Consider the following 19,984-nt stretch of genomic DNA (forward strand, 5'->3'; position numbering starts at 1 on the left):
ACGTATAACAAGACGTGAAATGAGGGATTATAGTGATTTGGGAAAATAAATTAGCGACTCACCTTCAATGGTCAGCCAAGATTTCGAACATAGAGGCGAAGCAAAAGGTTGCAGATAAAGTCGCAGAACGTGTAAAAGAAGGCGACGTCATTGGAATTGGTTCAGGTTCAACTTCTTTTCTAGCACTACAAGCGATAAGTAAAAAGGTTCGCGAGGAAAAGCTGAATGTTGTTGGAATTCCAACCTCACAAGAAGTGTCGATGGCGTGTTCGACATTAGGCTTGCCAACGACGACACTTCTGAATGCTCGTCCAGATTGGTCTTTTGATGGCGCGGATGAGGTTGATCCACAGAAAAGCCTGATTAAAGGCCGCGGTGGAGCGATGTTTGCTGAGAAAATTGTGATGAAGGCTTGTAAGGAAAACTACATATTAGTTGATCAATCTAAGTTTGTATCGAGGTTAGGAGAGAACTTCCCAGTCCCGGTTGAGGTTGATCCACGTGCTCTACACTTAGTTGAAACAGAGCTTGAAGAGTTAAATGCGACTGAGATTACGTTACGGATGGCTGTTGGTAAAGATGGGCCTGTTATTACAGAAGCTGGAAACTTGATTTTAGATGTGCATTTTGATGAGATACCTGCTACATATGAGCGTGATATCAAAGCGATTCCAGGCGTTATAGAAACAGGATTATTTATTGGCTTCCCAATTGAAGTGTTAACTACATAAGGAAGGGTAAAAGGTATGAGATCGTAAAGCACTCATACCTTTTCCATTTCGTTTTGAATAAAGAAGTCAAATCAACGAGTGAAGCCATTGTTATTCAAAAGAAAGGAACTGAAAAAGTCGATTTGTACTTTTTCAATCGCTTCCTTCGTAGCAGCTTTTTCTTAATGAGACTGTAGCTGCTGTAACGCTTCGATTTCCTGAGCTAAGTCTTCTCGAAGAAGCTGGTAAGCGGCTTCGTTATCAATATTGGCAGCCTGCTGAACAGAATGCTCAGCTTTCTCTAATGAGTTTTGAGCGTGTTCAATCGTTTCGGGGCTAGGGTGCGATTGAGCCTGTCTAATGGCGTGATGAGCATGCTCGATCGATTGCTGTGCTTGTGAAATTGAGTTTTGAGTTTGTGTACTTGAAATGTTATTTTTCATCGAAACACTCCTTTTTACGGATGAAATCACCAGTTACTATATGTCATTTTATTAAAATCTATACAAGGATAGGAGAAGCATAGATGAAATCGTATCAAACGTTTATGATTGATATTGATGGGACATTAATTAGGGGAGATCAATTATTACCCGGAGCAAAGGAGCTTCTCCAATATATTCGCCAACAGCAAAAGCAGCTTATTTTAGCGACGAATAATCCTGCTGATACACGAAAACAAATTCAAGTACGTTTAATGAAGTTAGGATTTCCTGTTGAGGAGGAGATAGCCACGCCGATTGATGCAATCGATGATTTCTTACGAGCTGAATCGATGGTTGCGACGATTCTTGTGTTGGCAAATGAACGGATAAAGGATGAAATAGCATCAATTGGCTGGCGTGTAAAAACGCTTCAGCAAATGAAAGGAGATGAACACGTTAGTCATGTGTTAGTTGCAATGAGTAACGAACTGACATACGTCCACTTTGCTAAAGGATTACAAGCACTTGATAGTGGAGCCTCATTAATTGGTTTAAATGCGGACTTATATTGCCCGATTAAAGGCGGAAGAGCTCCTGATACGGGGGCATTATTATCCGTGCTAGAGCTGCCTACTGGAAAGAAAGCTTTAACAATGGGGAAACCGACTGATTGGATGATCTCTGCATTAAAGAGAAAGAATCAACATGATTTAGAAGACACAGTGATGATTGGCGATTCACCTTACACAGATATACGTATGGGGAATCGGATGGAAATCGATACGATACTCCTTCAATCTGGTGTAAGTTCCTATCAAAATACAGAGCTGCCGGATGAAGCAACGTATACGTTTCAAAGTTTGTTAGAGGTGTATGAGCAGTTAATGAAGCTATGAGGTGTAGATAAAAAGTGAACTTTCTATTGACACGGATGGGTATTAATGGTATTTTTTGTTTGAAAGGATTATAGATTTCAACAGCAAGACACCTTTCCAATGCAGAAAGGCTATTTTTTTAAAGTTATAATGATAATGATTTTCATTACTGTTTAAAGTGTGCGTCCGGCTCGCCTTTTTAATCAACATTAATTGATAATAATTTTCATTATCATCGGTAGTTTTGTCTGCTATTGTCACATAAATGAAAGGAGATTAGTCATTTGAGAAGCCCACCTGTATGAACAAGGTTTGTTGTTAGGTCCGTTGTGATTAATCAATGTCCACGCTCTAGTTATTTAAGACGTATGAAAAATTAATCTTAAAATCGAAAGGGATGTTTGTAAATGATTAAATCTACCGTATCTATGAAGAATGCTGTTGCCTTGTTTTTTGTGATGCTTTTATTGACTTTAGCTCTAGTGACTCCTAGTTCTGCAGCATCATACAATTATCAATTTTTAGATGAGGATGAGAATTATTCAGCTCATGCTAGTTCATTTATTGTTGGAGATGCCATATTTAATGGTGGTTCAACGGTAACGATTACGTTAGAGGATGCTACGATTTTAGGTGATTTATTAGTTTGGGACGGAAGTAGCTTTGTTGAAGCTGATCGTGCTGTTGATGGAGATGGAAATGTTCAATTTACATTTGATATCGCCAATTTAGACAACTTAGAAATTCAATTATTTGTAAATGCAGGGCCACATAGTGGTTATATGACGCTCTTTATTGAATGGTTGTTGTAATTTTTGCGGGTTTGAACGAGCGGAAATAAACAGAGATAGCAATGTCCGCTATGCATCCTTGAGAGGAGGATGCTACATCTCTCATGATACAGATACTTGCTTGCGAGGGTGTTTCAAAAGTCATTAAATGCTTGCGAAACACCCTCTTCCAAATGAGGCCACTGAAAAGGTACTAATCGACTTTTTCAATACCTTTATTTTGATTAGCAATGGCTTCAATCGTTGCTCGCTTGATACGAGAAACCCACTCGTATCAAGCTTTTCAAAACAGACAACGGTTTCGCTCATTGCTTCAAGGGCACACAAAAAGTTAAAAACCAAACTTTTTCAGAGCACTTTGTCATATTGCTCATTTTTCAATGACACTTTTTAAAAGGAGAGGGAACACATTGAGTAAGAGAAAGCAAAAGTCATTTGCTAGTTTTATAATTGTGATGCTGCTCATTTCACAACTATTTCCTGGAGTGGCGACTACATATGCTGAGGAAGGCGACTTACCAGATGGAGTATATGAAGCAGACTACCGATATTTAAAGGATGGATCATCAGAAACATCTGCTGCGCATGGGTATTTATATGTCGAGAATACAGGCAGATTTATTGTGGAAGCGGAGCAAATTTTCTTCGAGCATGAGATAACGGCTGAAAATGAAGGGTATATTCCTTATATTGGCTTCAGGCTACCAGGCTATCCGAAGGCAACGATTTCTGGTGCTGATATAACCGGTATGGATGGTTATCAGGAAGTGGAGCCGAGTTTAGTTGATCAAGCTGACGAGAATGGGAATTATGTCGTTCGGTATGAGTTGGAAGAGGTAACAAAGGCACCAGATATCTTAATTCATGTGTATATGGAAGGTGTCCATGGATTTCCTGGCGGAGTGTATGATTATTGGTATAATGTGCAACTAGAAATTGATACGAGCACACTTCCGATTGAAGTTGAAGCTGACAAAACATCATTAATCGATTTGATCGCAGAAGCAGAGGCGCTATTTGAAGCGATCCCACCGAGTGGCACATTCATTCCTAATGTGATCTCTAATGGCGAGCATACGTATAGTACGTCTCAAATCAATAATCGATTAACGAATGCTAAAAATGTCGTTAATGATCCAAGTGCGTCACAAGCTGAAGTTGAAGCTGTGTCTAATAATTTGCAATTAGCTATGGATTCTGTGAAAAGAGATCAGTACTTTGAGACAGGCACTTTACGTTTTATTGTATTAGATTCAATTGAGGAAGGTGCAGCATTGTCTGAACACACTGGAGACTTTGGTGATAAGGCCGTTATATTAGAACAATTTGGAACTCACCAAGCTCGGGTGAATATTCCTGTAGTAGGAATGTCTGATAATTTAGATATTCGTTCATCAATGGCTCCTGCTAATGGTGAGGTTAGAGAAACGTTTGTTGCCCCAATACAATTTGTACGTAAAGAAACAGAAGAAATTAGCTGGTATCAAGCGAGTGCTAGGCATGCGAATGCAGACGACAGTGTTTGGCAAGGATTAAGCTTCTTAAGATACATAGATGAAGGTGTGGAAAAAGAGGTTTATTTAAGCTTTAATGTGAGTCAGCTAAATGAATTAGAGGAGTTATTCTTATTAGCTGAAGCCTTTAATGAAACAGCAGAAATTGGAACAGCAAATGGTCAATTTGATGCGGATCATGATGTGCAAGAAAGCTTACAAAGCGCATTGGAAAAAGCAGAGCAAGTGTCGAGCAACTTAGCAGCGACTAGACCGGAAATTGCGGAAGCTTACGAACGTTTGGATGAGGCATTGACAGAGTTTTTGAGTATAAAACAATTAGAAGCTGGTCAATATGAGCTGCAATTAGCGGATATAAGTGAGGAGTTAGCAGATTCCGTTGATTCTATTTATATGAATGTCGACTTGGATGGAACGATTGATCTTGAAGTGACACGACGCGAAGAAACAACTCAAGTTGAGCTAGTCAGTCAAAAGCATGGAGAGGCGGTTGCTTCCCGAAATGAAGGGGGTCGCACCTATTTGTTTTCAAATATTGATTTAACACATGCTTACCAATTGATTGTACAACATCAAGGTGGTCAGGAGCAGGTGTTTGTTACTTATTTTGGTATGATTTCTAGTCAGGTTGTTGAAGAGGCTCCCCCAGGGAACGAAGAAGAGCCTCCCGGAAATGAGGAAGACCAGCCAGGGAACGAGGAAGAGCCTCCCGGAAATGAGGAAGACCAGCCAGGGAACGAGGAAGAGCCTCCCGGAAATGAGGAAGACCAGCCAGGGAACGAGGAAGAGTCTCCTGGAAATGAGGAAGACCAGCCAGGGAACGAGGAAGAGCCTCCCGGAAATGAGGAAGACCAGCCAGGGAACGAGGAAGAGTCTCCCGGAAATGAGGAAGACCAGCCAGGGAACGAAGAAGAGCCTCCCGGAAATGAGGAAGACCAGCCAGGGAACGAAGAAGAGCCTCCCGGAAATGAAGAAGACCAACCAGGAAACGAAGAAGAGCCTCCCGGAAATGAAGAAGACCAACCAGGAAACGAAGAAGAACCAAATGATCATGGAGAAGTTCAAATAGAAAATGAGGAAGAAGTGACCGGAGATAGGGATCGTCTTCAAGAAAAGTCTCCAGACAATGGTGAGAAACAAGCGACTGAAGAATCGTTTAATGAGAGCTCAGGTGAAGCTTTACCTAACACATCTACTAATCTGTATGTGCTGCTGTTGCTTGGTTCGGCTTTGTTTTTATTGGGAGGATTCGCTTATTTGTATATGAGGAAGAGGCTAGTATAATAAGTGTAAGGTGCTTCAAGGATATATACTTTGAAGCACTTTTTTAATGGTTTGGAAAACCCCTGGCTATGCCGGGGGTTCAAAAGAGCTTCTAGCGTGGTATTAAAAAAACCTCACTTCGTGGTAGGATAAAGTTGGTTTCCCGACCACTTTATCTCACCAAAGAAGGAGGTATGCCCTGTGAAGGACATGAATAGTTTAGCACACACAACATGGAATTGTAAGTATCACATCGTCTTTGCACCAAAATACAGAAGGCAAATTATCTATGGGAAATATAAAAAAAGTATTGGTCAAATCATAAGGGATTTATGTGAAAGAAAAGGGATCGTCATACATGAAGCAAATGCATGTCCTGACCACATTCATATGTTAGTGAGCATCCCACCAAAACTAAGTGTCTCTCAATTTATGAGGTACTTAAAAGGGAAGAGTAGTCTCATGATATTTGATCGACATGCCCATTTAAAGTATCGATACGGAAATCGAAAGTTCTGGTGTCGAGGCTTCTAGCCGCAGAGCAAGAGGCTGGGACATAACTAAAGTGTCTATATGGAAACCCGAACAAAAGATGAACGTAGCGGATGAAATATACGTAGACTCCTGCGGGATGAAAAGCCAAGGGTGAGACCCCGCAGTGCGAAGCACGAGGAGGCTCACCGGCTTCCCGCGGAAAGCGAAGTATATTTCAGGAGCGGTTTACGTCCTCCATCTATCATTGTTCGGCTTTTCTTTTAGTTAAACCACTTTTGTCCCAGTCTCTTTGATTATATTTTGGAACTTAAACGATAAATCAATTAATTAGCTTCTCCTTTTTCTTAAATAAAGGACAACTATGAAAACGAACGGCTATAATGGAGGTTTTATCACGTTTTTTGTTGATTTATTTACAGTGTACTTAATAAATTAAAAATAATTAAGTAAAAATATATTGAATTATAAATTAAATTAAGTATAATAGTTTTATCAAGCGCTTACATTTAGAAGGTGTTTGTACAATATATAAATGATGGAGGAGGTTTTGTTATGGATCGACTAAAAAAGTGCGTACTTGTACTATTGGCCTTATTATTGTTGCTACCTACGACATCAACGGCATTTTCTGAAAGCGTTTTATCTGATGAGAGAGTGCTAAATTTATCTGATCCGAATGCGACTCGCTATACGAAGGAGTTGTTTGCGTTTCTTCAAGATGTGAGTGGAGAGCAAGTGTTATTCGGGCAACAGCATGCAACAGATGAAGGATTGACTCTGACAGGTGAAGGGAATCGAATTGGTTCAACTGAGTCGGAGGTGAAGAATGCAGTTGGTGATTATCCAGCTGTTTTTGGTTGGGATACGAACAGCTTAGATGGTCGTGAAAAGCCAGGTACAGATGTGGAAAGTCAAGAGCAGAGAATTTTAAATACGGCAGAATCGATGAAAGTGGCACATGAATTAGGAGGCATCATCACGTTAAGTATGCATCCGGATAACTTTGTTACAGGTCAATACTATGGTGATACGGATGGTAACGTCGTTCAAGAAATATTGCCAGGTGGCTCCAAGCATAATGAATTTAACGCTTGGCTAGATAATATTGCTGCCTTAGCACATGAATTAGTTGATGATAATGGAGAGCCTATTCCGGTCATCTTCCGTCCGTTCCATGAGCAAACTGGTTCGTGGTTTTGGTGGGGGGCAAGCACGACAACACCTGAACAATACAAAGCGATTTTTCGATATACAGTCGAATATTTAAGGGATGCAAAAGGTGTTCATAACTTTTTATATGGGTTCTCCCCTGGTGCAGGTCCTGCTGGGGATTTAGATCGATATTTAGAAACGTACCCAGGTGATCATTATGTCGATATTTTAGGAATTGATAATTATGATAGTAAGTCAAATGCGGGGTCAGACGCTTGGTTATCCGGAATGGTAAAAGATTTAGCGATGATCTCGAAATTGGCTGAGGAAAGAGGGAAGGTATCAGCCTTTACTGAATATGGATACAGCGCTGAAGGGATGAATCAAACGGGTAATACGTTAGATTGGCATACGCGTGTGTTAAATGCGATAAAAGCAGATGAAGATGCACGAAACATATCCTACATGCTAACGTGGGCTAACTTTGGGTGGCCGAATAATATGTTTGTTCCGTATCGTGATGTGAATGGGGATTTAGGTGGAGATCATGAGTTATTACCTGACTTTGTACAGTTTTACGAAGATGAATACTCGGCATTTCGTAAAGATATAAATGAAAGTGTTTACAATCGTGATGAGAGTTATGTTGTTGCTGATCACGAGCCATTTATGTATGTTGTTTCCCCGACGACAGGTACATATGTAACAGACTCGTCAGTTGTATTACGAGCGAAAGTAGTGAACGATGAGGATCCATCCGTTACGTATCAAGTGGCAGGTTCTGAAGAAGTTTATCAGATGACTATAGATGAAAATGGGTATTATTCTGCCGATTACATTCCTACTGCTTCTAAAAATGGAGGCTCTGTAGATATCGTTATCAACTACCATGCTGGAGAGGAGTTAATCGTTTCCGAGGAAGTAAGACTTTATCTTCAAGTGCCAGAAATATCGATTAAGAAGCTAACGTTTGATGAAGGCCTTGATGGAGTGAAAAGCAATGGCACTTGGCCGGAAGAATTAAATAGCCATTTGTCCCATGCGGTTGTGGATGGGAACAACGGTATATTAAAGGTTGAAGTCGATGGAATGCCGGTTGATGAGACGTGGCAGGAATTAAAGCTTGAGCTAGAAGGGCTTGGTGATGAACTTGCTCACGTAACGAGGCTGAAGTTTGATGCGTATATTCCGGCTACTGCGGGTGAAGGTGATATAGAGGCTTCTTTGCAATTGCCGCCTGATTGGGAGACAAAGTTTGCATCAGATCGTCAATCGTTAGATGAGCTAGAAAATGTAGAAATCGATGGTGCTCACTATAAGCATTTTCCAGTTGCGATTGATGTAGCTGGTGCTGATCAAGCTGAGTCCATTGCATTTTCGTTAATTGGTATTCAATTAAATATGTCAGATGCGTTCTATATTGACAATGTAGAGCTTTTAAATGCGTATGTTCAGGCTCCGCTAGATCCATGGCTAGTTGATAATTTCGAAGGGTATTTGGGCGACGACGCGCTGTTACATCGTCATTATTCAAGCAATGGTGACCCGATTACATTAAGACTCTCTTCTGAGTATAAGAATAATGGTGAATACGGAATGGAGTACGATTATACGATTGGTAGCATGGGTTACGCAGGTAGACAAACATCTCTTGGTCCAGTTGATTGGAGGGGTGCGAATGCGTTTGAGTTTTGGTTGAAGCATGATGGTCCGGGGCATCATTTAACGGTACAAATTCAAATAGGTGGCGTGAGCTTTGAGCATAATGTGGAATTGGATGAGCCTTATGAAGGGATGATTCGTATACCTTTTGTTGACTTTGCACCTGCTGGTTGGGAGTCCAATCAAACAGCCATTATTGATCAAAGCCGTTTGGAGAGAGTGAGCCAGTTTGCTCTTTATGTAGGTGGAGGTCAAGGTGAAGGAGTACTTTATTTTGATGATTTAAGAGCGGTGCATGATGAAGGTGCAGCAGAAGTACCTGAGGCGCCGGATTCTGAGGGTAAGGAAGTAGAGCCTATTATTTATCAGTTTGAAACTGGCCTAGAAGGATGGAGTGGTTCACAGGCTCAAATTGTAGATGATCATATGAGGGCTATTGTGCAGCTAGGTGACGGTATTACATCGGAGGTTCAGAAGACATCTGGTTACAATTTAACTGACTATCGTTATATTGTGGCAAATGTAACACATGATGAGTCAGGCACGATTGCTGAGGATGCATTGTTAGGGAAGCTATTTGTGAAATCTGGCGGTGACTGGAGCTGGTCTGATTCTGGTGAGCAAGAGATTAATAGAGGTGGCTATTCTCAAATTATTTATGATATAAGTGAACTAAATTCGAGAGAGTCTATCCAAGAGATTGGTATTGAATTTATCGGTCCTGCTGGATCTGAAGGAACAACGAATGCATACATTGATTATGTGGCCATCGTAACAAGTCTAGATGAACTCCCAGAAGAAGCCGACAATGGGAATGGAGGAGAGGGGACAGACCCTGGAGTAGACCCAGATCCAGACCCAGATCCAGACCCAGATCCAGACCCAGGTAAGAAGGAAGGTTCGGTTGAAGATGGTAATGGCGGACCGAACGGAGAGAATGGTGAAACTCCTAAGCCGTCAGAAGGAGATCCAGGTGAAAAGACGATAGATGACAAGGAGCTTGAAATAGTTAAAGGTGATTCAGAAGATGAACTGCCGAATACAGCAACAAATGTCTATAGCTTTTTACTAGCAGGCTTACTGCTGATAGTTGCGGGAGTATTAGCAATTTTCATTAGAAAACGTTTGGTTGCGAGTGAATAGATTGAGAGCAAACACACCTAAATAGCACTAGGTGTGTTTTGCCTGTTTTGAGTGTTAATGATGGATCATTGTGAAAAATGACATATGAAGGATAGCCTAAAATGAAAGTAGTATATATGTTAAAATAGTTATAAAGGCATGTGTGTTGTTAGAAAGCTAGATTGTAGGAAAGGATGAACTCATTGAGGGACGTGTTGGAACAAATAGGTCGATTGTTGATGAAGGATGAGCTTCGTGCGAGCTTTGACCCTTCGAAGAAGCAAGCAAGCGAGAATGAAGTACTCATTGGATTCGGAGTGAGTAATGAGAATGACGGGAAGGTGTTGAATCATAAAGGAACAAAGTATGCTTCTGTAACGGAGCTCGTTGTAGACGAACGTACTATTAATGATGATGGGCCCATGATTGGCCTTGAGTATACACGCTTCGTAATGGAAGACCTTTCTCCGGATAGCTGCCTTGCCTTTATACTATTATGTTATCGAAAATTAGGTGGGGACATCAATAAGGTTCCGGTTAAATGGATTGACTATGTGAATCGTTGGGAGTCTGGTGATGTCAAGACAACAGGTACACCGTTTCAATCATGGGGCTGCTTGATCAATGCACTTGGTCATCATTATATTCGCTTTCATGATGGAGAAGTGGACCAAATATCCTTTCATGATGGGCTTAAGGCGTGTGTGTTCTTTACAATTGATTTGTTAAAAGCAAATATAAACCCTGCTGATGTTGGAGTTGTTCAACATTCAAGTGAATATCACCGTGCAAAGGCTCTTATACATCATGAATACCAAGAATATAAGCAGCTCCTTTCAACGGCAGAATGCCTTCAGATTCCGTTACCTTTACAGCATTCCAATCGAATGGTAATGGTAGATGCCTTTATTGCTACGGAGCGAAAGCCAATTGGGGCATTAAAAGCGTTTTTGCGTAATGATCAGGAGCGTACATATTTTAAATCTGGCTTCGGCTTAATGGCGTTGTATCGGCCTCAAGCTGTCGGTACAGGAAATGATATGGTCATTTCTGTTGACCCTAGTATAGGTGTTGATTTACGTGATTTATGGATGGAGCTTGAACGCTTGGAGGAGAAGAAATGGCAGGGGGAGCGCCCTTCTGATCAACCTCGTTTCCCAGAGGTTTCTTCAGCAAATGAGCCTTGGTATCATGAATTGGGGAAGTATACGATTATTGCGGCACCTAAACAAATTCATTCACAGCAGCTAGGCTCAAAGCTTTCTTGGAGTGATGTGACGGATGCGATTTGGCAGGTGTATCATCCAGCGAAGCAACAATATGCTCGCCCTTTTAAAAATGGTGGAGCGTTAAAGAAGCACTGCCTATTGAGTGAATGTCCTCCGCTTATGCAAAGAAAAGATAAGCAATTGATTGCGATGAAATGGACCGCATCAACTGAACAGCAACCGCTCGTTTTGTCGCCAACGATGAAGCGTTACTTAGCTTCATTATTGCTACCAAAAGGACATGAACCGACATTACTTCAGTTGCCTTCATCAAATAGCTTTACGTTTTTAACATTTCCAGGTGGCTTTGCGGTTATTAATCGCTATGGTGTGCTTTTCTTTGATGATTGGAGCTATGATGAATCTCATGTAGAGGTATATCAAACAGAATTTGATCATATGGTAAAGCGATTTTTTGCTCTGTCGCATTTGCAAGTAGAGATTGAGAAGGAAGTAAGTGTCATTTGGGAAAGTCTGAATCATAGGAAAGGCTTACACCCTAAGGGGCTAAATAGATTGAACGACCGTCTAACGTATTATAAGGTGAAACTACGTCAAACGATTTTGGAGACGATGCCGAGTTCAAAGGATTACTACGTACAACAGTTTCGGATAGCGACGGAGAAAATGTGGGGGTTGGAATCTGAGCTTGATCAGTTATATACGACTGTTGCAGAGATTGAATCAACGATTAGTCGTTATAGTGAAGCCGGTACGAATCGGTTAATTAACGGAATTACAATTTATGGGTTTCCGGTTTTGTTGTTTACAGGGCTGTTTCAGTTTATATTTGATGATTATTTTCGTTCAGGTTCGATTCATTTTATAGGAATCGTTTTATTTATTTGTGTAACGTTTTTGATGATCATGAGCTTAAAGCTGTTCGTAAATAAACGAAAAAATATGATGATTAGGAGGAAGCAATCATGAAGATAGAAAAGGCGATTAAGCAGGATGTAGATCAAATTGTATCGATATCAAAGAGGCTGTTACACGGAGCTTCTAATCAAGAAAAGGGCTTTTTAATTAGAGAGCTTAAGCAAGAAGTCGTTCATAAGCATATCGATGAATTTTATGTTGCGAGGGCAAATGGTGAAATAGCTGGTTATTTGTGGCTGAATAAACACTATCCAGCTGACCGTTTAACTTATACCAAAATGATAGAAGAGGTTGCTCTTAGTTCTACCATATATGTGAAACAAGTAGCAGTAGATCCTTTGTTTGCTCGGAGAGGAGTAGCAACAAAGCTTTATGAGGCTGTTTTTTCGATGTATCCGCATCAGAGAATTTCAGCTTGTATTGCAACGAAGCCATTAAACAATACACCATCGATTCGTTACCATGAAAAGCTTGGTTTTACAAAGGTTGGCTCATTAGTCATGACAAACTATTTAGGCTTTGATCGTTATGAGGCAGATGTATTTATTCGTTAAGAGGGTGTGACATCAATGATTGTAGAAGACCGTTACCGACAATTGAAGGAAATAGAACAGAACACGATATTTCCAATTGCAAAATATTTATATTTAATCCGTACGGAGGAGGAGAATACACATACGCGACTTAATAAGTTGATGGAATTCATTCCGAAATATCTAACGTATATTCTACTCGCAGAGTATAAAGGAAACTGTCAGGAAGATGAAATGGAAAGACAGGAATTTATTAAGTCTTGCATGAACTTAATGAAGGCACCGTCATTTGGCGACTGGAAGGAGCTGGTGAAACGGTTACTGTCTCATTACGTCGAATTAAAGAAGGACGATGAACAGGCATGTGAAAAGATGCGTTACACACCACAACTAGTTGAGGATCTATTTGTGGAACGAAAAGGTTTAAATGAGCTCGTTTCTTTTCGAAAAGAATTATTTGAGCTTATTAAACAACGAAAGCCACGGTATCAAATACGAAAGCCAGGAAGTACATCGATTGCATTGATTGACGTCATTGAAATGCTAGTAACGTATCGAAATGCCTTTTTCGGCCATGGCGATGTGGCTAATGCATTTGAGTACCAACATCATAATGATGTGTTAATCGGACTTGTAACGGAAATGGTTCGACATATTCAACTGCTACAAACGTCAACACTCGCTTTTGTCGAGCAAGCAAAGTATAAGAAGGGTCATATACAACATGATATGTATGTTAGTCAAGGGCGAAGTATTGATTTTGAGCGCTATACATTTATTGATTCAGAAATTATTGACCCTGACCAAGTTTATTTATGTGAACAAAGAGTAGAGAATGATCAGTTGATCTTTGTTCCAACGTTGTCGCTTCATCCAATGGTCATTTATGTGTTCGATCGGCAAGAGAATAATCGTAATCTCCATTTCTTAGGTGAAATGATTGAGCAGCACGTAGGCTATAGTGCTTACCCAAATAATTCCCTTTATGAACCTAAACAGCCACAAGCTATTTATGAGGAGATGCTGACGACAGCAACGCGCCCGTTTCCAATGAGAAGAACTCTTTCCGAGGGTGATGCAATTACCGAAAGTACGAATACCCTACCTGTACATCAGTGGAATAACGATAGCCGGGTCATGGAAATGATTGATCCTGCGGAAAATCCACAAATATGGGAAAACTTCGAAGGGACCTATTATGCATACAATGCTCCATTTCAATTAGAGCGGGAAACCAATATTGAGCAATTAGTCGATAAGCATGTGCAGCGTTATGAGAATAAACGGTTAAAAAAGACAAACTACCTATTTTTTATAGGAGATATAGAAAGTGAACAGGATCGTAACAAAGTTGAAAAACGACTAGAAAATTGCTTGAAATTTATGAGTAAGCTGTATGAGCGTATTCCGAATCTTGCTGAAGCGAAAATAGATATTTATTTTATCCGCAAAGAAATTCCCAACTTGACTTTTTTCGCTGGTGAGAAGTTAGGTAGTAAGTATGGGATTATCTATGTTCATAATGAGCACTTTCTTATTGATGATATGCCTAAGCTGGCCTTTTTAACAAAAGATGAGTCATTAATTGAATCGTTAGTCCATACATTTGAAACGGATATTGCTCAGCATGTTGTCGTGAAATATGATATTGAAAGCTTTGTGAAGGACCCTAAAATAAGGGAACGAGTATATAGTGATTTATCTTCTAATATTCATGTAAAAAAGACGTTTTACTCGGATGGAGCAAGTGGACAATTATATAAGAAGCTGCTCTTGAAAAAGAAAACAAATGGACAACCAATATATGAGCTAGATCGTGCTCACTATCGTGAATGGAAGGATGATTTATTCGAAGCCCAAGTAACGGACGAGAAAGAAAAACGTTCAATTGATTTTATGAATGAAAGAGAAGCATTGCAGTATATTTTATCCATGGTTGAGGGGGATGTTCTATTACCGATACCTGCTCCGATTGAATGGATGCATGTAACGAGTATTTTACAGGATGAAACGGTTGAGTGGTTTACATCGCCCTTTCAACAAATAGATGTGTTTGAGTTTGAACGTCATATTCAACAAGCACGTCAAAAAGGGATGCAACCAGCAAAGCTTGTTGTAAAACAAGGCTTTCATTCTTTTTTCGTAAGGTGGGATGAAAAGCAACGGCAAATATTTGTTCAGGCGTGTAGAAAATATGGAATATGCGTCATAGAGGTGAACGATTCATCTGTTGGGGTAACAATACAGTCCTACTATTCAGAAGGAACGATTGTTTTACATGTAGACGAATTAACTGGACAAAGATCAGTGAAAGCGACCTTCCCGGAAAAACTCCAGCATTTGTATGAAACCATAGCTGTGCATCATAACCGCTTTAGCTCGGAAGCTCTGTATAAAAGGAAAGAGCTTTCTCAGAAGGGGAAACAATTCATTGATCAGTTAAGTCGTCGATATGAGCAAGCTGTTGGAGAGTTTGAGCGGCGGGTTGCTTCTGTATATGAGCTTGATTACATTGTATTTCAAGCAGGAACAGCGATTTATGTAGATTTTGAGTCGGTTCGCGATCTTTTACAGCGTAAGCATCAGATTAAGTTAAATAATGAGCTTTGCTATGATTTATTGGAGCGTGGACATGTAACAGCCATCCCTGGCGTGTTATTTGGTGAGCGAGCCTCAAGACTACGATTGGCCTTTATCTTGAACCCAGATGAAGTAGGTGCAATGGACGCAATAGCAGCCTATATGGATGAGTTAACATGTAAATAAGCTGGCTGCACATGTTTCGCGCCTGATACGAGAAGGCGGCTTTAAAGCTGGCTTAAGGGTATTGAAATTTGTGAACAAATCAAATGCTTCAGTGCCTTAGATCTTAACGTTGGAATTCCGTTTGCTTTTGCAACGTTTCTAGCTTTTTTACGAGTGCACGAAAACGAGCTTCATCTCGGTTGTCGAGTGCTTCATTAATTTGGTTCTTTAACATGGTTAGTTCAATGAGTGCGTCAATTTCATTGCTATCTTGTTTAAATTGCTTGTATCGCTTAAAGGAGTCTTTCCTTGGTGTTTCGACTAGCTGTACATAACGCTGATTCGACTGTTTTCCGTAAAAATGAAGAATTAAATACACTTTGTCGGCGGGATTGGCTAATAAGTCTCCGAGTGCTTTTGAGACATCCTCTGTTTTTTGGTTGTGGTAATAATACACAAAGCCGACCTCATCTGAGCTAGTACTCGAAATAACAATCGTACGCTCTCGCTGTTGAATGTTTTCTGTAAATGTGACATTTTCAAGAATATGATGCTTTTTTATGATGTGATCCAGTAGCATTCGTGCGTCCTTATGCTTTAACTGGTGCTGATCTAGAAACCATCTTAGGAAACTTCTTTTCTCTGAAGCAGATACCCAATTCATAGAACCCCACCCTATTGAAATCTTTAATACTATCATAACATGTTCTTGAGCAATATTAAAAAAAGACGCTAACATCTCTGATCTTGATTGAATAAGGTAAATCAACAAGAGGAGAGGGGGATTTGTCATGGTTATACGTAGGGCAACAGATTACGAGCGAATGCGTATTAAAGAATTTGGTGAGACCGTTCAAAAGGAGGCGACCTTAGGCTATTTGCAAACGAGTACACCGATGAATGAATATGGACCTTGTGAATATTGGGTACTCGATCATGACGGGGTTTGTGGCTGGATCGTCATTGGGGAGACGATGGCACCATTTAAAAATGTTGTAAGTGCTATGGTCTTTGAGTTATACGTCTTACCACGGTATCGAAAGAAGGGCTATGGAGCGATGTTAATGAGAGCGGCACTGGGAGAATTTCGACAAAGAGGGTACCAAACAGCGCATCTTAACGTGTTTGCCAACAATCGAGCTAAGGAACTATACAAACGTTTAGGCTTTGAAGAAATTTCAACGATTATGGAGGTTGAATTATAACGGGTCGATACGGCATGGAAAGGTTTGCTCGTTATCATTCCTATACGTAGCAATCCTAATATAGGAATGATCGATGAGTGACCATACATATGAGCGATGTTTGTAAACGATATCAATCTATTTACTGTTAAGATCTGTTAAGATAATCTTTATAGTTAAATGATACGATGAAGGGTGGAAATGATCATGAATGTAAATGTAGCAATTGTAGGCACAGGTGGATTTAGTCGAATGCATGCGGAAGTATTGGCAGAAATGAAGGACGTTTGTGTTAAGGCGTTTTGTGGGACTAGTATGGAAAAAGCAGCTGCTATTGCTCAGGAATTTAATGCCAAGCCTTATGAACACATAGATCAGATGCTCGTTGAAGAGGAGATTGACGCTCTTTATATATGTGTGCCACCATTTGCCCATGGCGATATTGAGCAGAAGGCGATTGACCGCAAGATCCCCTTTTTTGTTGAAAAGCCGTTAGGAGTAAAAGATGAAGAGCCTCGGCAAATTGAAGAGCAAGTCAAACGGTACAATCTGATTACATCAGTGGGCTATCACTTTCGTTACCAGGAGACCGTTATACAGATGAAGAAATACTTGCAAGCGAATACCGTAGGAATGGCGACAGGAAGATGGATCGGAAGTATGCCAGAGGTTGCTTGGTGGCGAGACCAAAAGCGTTCTGGAGGACAATTTATTGAACAAACGACTCATATCGTAGATCTTTTAAGGTACGTTGTTGGGGAAGTGAAGGAGGTCTATGCTTCCTATGCAACACGAGCGATGGACAAAAAATATGACGGTGTCTCTGTTGCCGATGTAGGTGCTGTCATATTAACACTTGAAAATGGCAGTGTCGCCACGATCACAAATACGTGTATCGTTCCAGGGAACTTGTCTGAGGTCGGTCTTTCGATATATACGAGTGAAGGGGTTTTAGAGTGGACACCTGAACGTTTAAAGGAGTGTATAGGTGATCAGGTTAGCGAGCATGATAATAAGTGCAATCCTTATAAAAGGGAAAGTGAAGCGTTTATTCATGCGGTTCAGACAGGAGATCGATCACGTATTCTATCAAGCTATGAGGATGCTTATAAGACGTTTAAAGTGACAGAAGCCGCTTTGCGTTCAGCAAATAGTGGTACAGCGGTAAAGTTAGAAGATGAGTTTTAAAGAAGGGTCCGAAGAGAGCAAGGTTGGCATGTATTCCTTATTGTGTCGTTTAATATTATGAGGTAAGATGTTGCTTGCAAGTATTTTGGCTAAGAAAGAGTGGATAAGATGAGTAAACAATATTTCATGCCACCAGAGTGGGAGACGCATGCGCGTACACTCATTTCATGGCCAGTTCAAGAATCAATGGTGTATCCGAGTGATTATGAGAAGGTTATGGATGGCTATATTGAAATCATTGAAGCAATTGCGGAATTTGAGCCGGTTACTGTATTAGCTCACCCTATGGAGCTTGAGAAAGTCCGTGAACATTTCTGCAATGATCAAATTGATATCATTGCGTTGGAGCATGATGATGCATGGCTTCGAGACAATGGGCCGACGCTTGTAAGGGATGAACACGGGCATGCATTTGGGATCAATTGGAGATTTAATGCTTGGGGGGAGAAATATACCCCATATGATTTAGATAATGAGGTTGCTGGGAAAATTTTGACTCACTTTGGTGTAGATCAGCTTGATGTTCCTCTTGTCATGGAGGGTGGATCGATCCACGTTGACGGTGAAGGAACATTGATTACAACAGAAGAGTGCCTGTTAAACCAAAATCGTAATCCACATCTTACGAAAGCGGAAATTGAAGGCACGTTAAAGCGAGTATTAGGAGTTGAAAAGATCATTTGGTTAAAGCGTGGCCTAAGTGGTGATGAAACAGATGGCCATGTTGATAACATAGCTTGCTTTGCTGCACCTGGGAAGGTGATGATGCAAGTTTGTAACGACCCACAAGATGAAAATTACGCCATTACACAGGAGAATAGGGCAATTTTACATGACGAACATGATGCGCAGGGTCGGAAGCTTGAGATTATTGAAATAGAACAACCACCTGCAGCTTATGTTAATGATCAACGGTTAACATTAAGCTATATTAATTTTTACTTTGTTAACAATGGAATCATTTTACCCGTGTTTGGAGGAGAAGCGGCAGATGCCGATCGCCAAGCGCAAGCGATCGTGCAAAAGACATTTCCGACAAGATGTGTGCGACTCGTGGATGGACGTTCCATTATAAAGGAAGGTGGAAATGTGCATTGTACAACCCAACAAATGATAAAGGGATGAAGTTAAGGTGAGAAAAGTGATTGTAGCAGCGACACAGATGAGTTGCACACAGCATATTCAAGAAAACATTAAGAAAGCGGAACGGCTAGTCAGGGAAGCAGCTAGCCAAGGTGCACAAATCATTCTTCTTCAAGAATTATTTGAAACACTGTATTTCTGTCAAAAGGAAAAGGTCAACTATTACCAGCTAGCTACGACGGTTGAACAAAATTTGGCGATTCGCCATTTTCAAAAGGTGGCGAAGGAACTAAAGGTTGTATTGCCTATAAGCTTCTTCGAACGAAAGAACAACGCTCGCTACAATTCATTAGCCGTTATTGATGCTGATGGGAGTTTATTAGGTATTTATCGGAAAAGTCATATCCCTGACGGTCCCGGTTATGAAGAGAAATTTTATTTTAACCCAGGTGATACAGGGTTTAAAGTGTGGGAAACGGCTTATGGGAAAATAGGTGTAGGAATTTGCTGGGATCAATGGTTCCCAGAGGCAGCTAGAAGTATGGTGCTAATGGGGGCAGAATTACTATTTTATCCAACGGCTATCGGATCAGAACCGTATGATTCGTCCATTGACTCAAAAGAGCATTGGCAAATGTGTATGCGCGGACATGCTGCATGTAATCTTGTCCCTATTATTGCATCCAATCGTATCGGAGTGGAGCAAGAGGAGGATTCCTCCATTACCTTTTACGGGTCATCCTTTATCGCTGGTCCGCAAGGGGAAAAGTTAAATGAGGCGAATCGAACGGATGAGTCTATATTAGTAGAAGAGTTTGATTTGGATCAGCTTGACCTATTACGGGCAGAATGGGGACTGTTTCGTGATAGGCGGCCAGAGTTGTATAAAGTACTAACAAGCTCTGATGGAGAATTAAATAGATAAGTGACGTGTCTGACCTGTTAATGAAGACCTGTGTGATCAAAGGGTGCTTTGTTGATAGGTCTTTATTAATTTTTCTAAACCTATATAACAATATTAACTAGTTAGATTGAATATTAACTAGTTATTAGGTACTATTAATCTAGATGGATATAGGGAATGGAGGTACAACT

General features: G+C 40.5%; 15 protein-coding genes and 1 pseudogene. 13 read left to right on the forward strand and 3 right to left on the reverse strand.

The window, feature by feature from the left end; translation table 11 throughout:
- Positions 1-32: 32 nt before the first annotated feature.
- Positions 33-731, forward strand: coding sequence for a ribose 5-phosphate isomerase A (gene rpiA / locus MW695_RS00890; RefSeq protein ID WP_247101809.1), 699 nt, complete (start codon positions 33-35; stop codon positions 729-731).
- A gap of 161 nt (positions 732-892) precedes the next feature.
- Here the strand turns inward: rpiA and MW695_RS00895 are convergent, their stop codons facing one another.
- Complete coding sequence (locus tag MW695_RS00895) at positions 893-1,153, reverse strand: hypothetical protein (protein ID WP_247101811.1); 261 nt, start codon at positions 1,151-1,153, stop codon at positions 893-895.
- An 83-nt stretch (positions 1,154-1,236) separates the two neighbouring features.
- Between MW695_RS00895 and MW695_RS00900 the strand changes: the two genes are divergently transcribed.
- The gene (locus tag MW695_RS00900; RefSeq protein ID WP_247101814.1) at positions 1,237-2,031 is read left to right on the forward strand and encodes an HAD-IIA family hydrolase; all 795 of its coding nucleotides are present in this window, start codon (positions 1,237-1,239) and stop codon (positions 2,029-2,031) included.
- Positions 2,032-2,417: 386 nt separating this feature from the next.
- Positions 2,418-2,822 (forward strand): hypothetical protein, encoded by a 405-nt coding sequence (locus MW695_RS00905; RefSeq protein WP_247101817.1) that lies wholly within the window; start codon positions 2,418-2,420, stop codon positions 2,820-2,822.
- A gap of 123 nt (positions 2,823-2,945) precedes the next feature.
- Here MW695_RS00905 and MW695_RS00910 read toward each other — a convergent pair whose 3' ends face one another.
- Positions 2,946-3,110 (reverse strand): hypothetical protein, encoded by a 165-nt coding sequence (locus MW695_RS00910; RefSeq protein ID WP_247101819.1) that lies wholly within the window; start codon positions 3,108-3,110, stop codon positions 2,946-2,948.
- A 101-nt stretch (positions 3,111-3,211) separates the two neighbouring features.
- On the opposite strand from MW695_RS00910, the gene MW695_RS00915 reads away from it, so the two are divergent.
- The 6 genes and pseudogenes from MW695_RS00915 (at position 3,212) to MW695_RS00940 (ending at position 15,455) form a co-directional block, all read left to right on the forward strand.
- On the forward strand, positions 3,212-5,599 hold the full coding sequence (locus tag MW695_RS00915; protein ID WP_247101820.1) for an NEAT domain-containing protein: 2,388 nt from the start codon (positions 3,212-3,214) through the stop codon (positions 5,597-5,599).
- 189 nt (positions 5,600-5,788) lie between these two features.
- A pseudogene (gene tnpA / locus MW695_RS00920) lies at positions 5,789-6,109 on the forward strand (IS200/IS605 family transposase); the annotation flags it as partial.
- Between the two features lie 516 nt (positions 6,110-6,625).
- Complete coding sequence (locus MW695_RS00925; RefSeq protein WP_247101822.1) at positions 6,626-10,030, forward strand: glycosyl hydrolase; 3,405 nt, start codon at positions 6,626-6,628, stop codon at positions 10,028-10,030.
- Between the two features lie 182 nt (positions 10,031-10,212).
- A complete protein-coding gene (locus MW695_RS00930; protein ID WP_247101824.1) occupies positions 10,213-12,207 on the forward strand; it encodes a hypothetical protein in 1,995 nt (664 codons plus the stop codon).
- On the forward strand, positions 12,204-12,710 hold the full coding sequence (locus MW695_RS00935) for a GNAT family N-acetyltransferase (protein ID WP_247101826.1): 507 nt from the start codon (positions 12,204-12,206) through the stop codon (positions 12,708-12,710). The genes MW695_RS00930 and MW695_RS00935 overlap by 4 nt, the downstream gene beginning before the upstream one ends.
- Before the next feature lie 15 nt (positions 12,711-12,725).
- Positions 12,726-15,455, forward strand: coding sequence for a hypothetical protein (locus MW695_RS00940; RefSeq protein ID WP_247101828.1), 2,730 nt, complete (start codon positions 12,726-12,728; stop codon positions 15,453-15,455).
- Between the two features lie 103 nt (positions 15,456-15,558).
- Here MW695_RS00940 and MW695_RS00945 read toward each other — a convergent pair whose 3' ends face one another.
- Positions 15,559-16,098 carry a YpiB family protein gene (locus tag MW695_RS00945; protein ID WP_247101831.1) on the reverse strand — a complete coding sequence of 180 codons (540 nt, stop codon included), beginning with the start codon at positions 16,096-16,098 and terminating at the stop codon, positions 15,559-15,561.
- A 127-nt stretch (positions 16,099-16,225) separates the two neighbouring features.
- Between MW695_RS00945 and MW695_RS00950 the strand changes: the two genes are divergently transcribed.
- The 4 genes from MW695_RS00950 to aguB all read left to right on the forward strand — a co-directional run bounded on the left by MW695_RS00950 (position 16,226) and on the right by aguB (position 19,814).
- Positions 16,226-16,639 (forward strand): GNAT family N-acetyltransferase, encoded by a 414-nt coding sequence (locus MW695_RS00950; protein ID WP_247101833.1) that lies wholly within the window; start codon positions 16,226-16,228, stop codon positions 16,637-16,639.
- A 186-nt stretch (positions 16,640-16,825) separates the two neighbouring features.
- A complete protein-coding gene (locus MW695_RS00955; RefSeq protein ID WP_247101835.1) occupies positions 16,826-17,806 on the forward strand; it encodes a Gfo/Idh/MocA family protein in 981 nt (326 codons plus the stop codon).
- Positions 17,807-17,905: 99 nt separating this feature from the next.
- Positions 17,906-18,931: an agmatine deiminase family protein gene (locus MW695_RS00960; RefSeq protein WP_483299836.1), complete on the forward strand. Its 1,026-nt coding sequence runs from the start codon at positions 17,906-17,908 to the stop codon at positions 18,929-18,931.
- 7 nt (positions 18,932-18,938) lie between these two features.
- Entirely contained in the window at positions 18,939-19,814 is an 876-nt protein-coding gene (gene aguB, locus MW695_RS00965; protein ID WP_247101844.1) for an N-carbamoylputrescine amidase, read from the forward strand.
- Positions 19,815-19,984: the final 170 nt, after the last annotated feature.

The sequence above is a fragment of the Halalkalibacter sp. APA_J-10(15) genome, assembly GCF_023017105.1.
Lineage (GTDB): Bacteria > Bacillota > Bacilli > Bacillales > Bacillaceae_D > Halalkalibacter.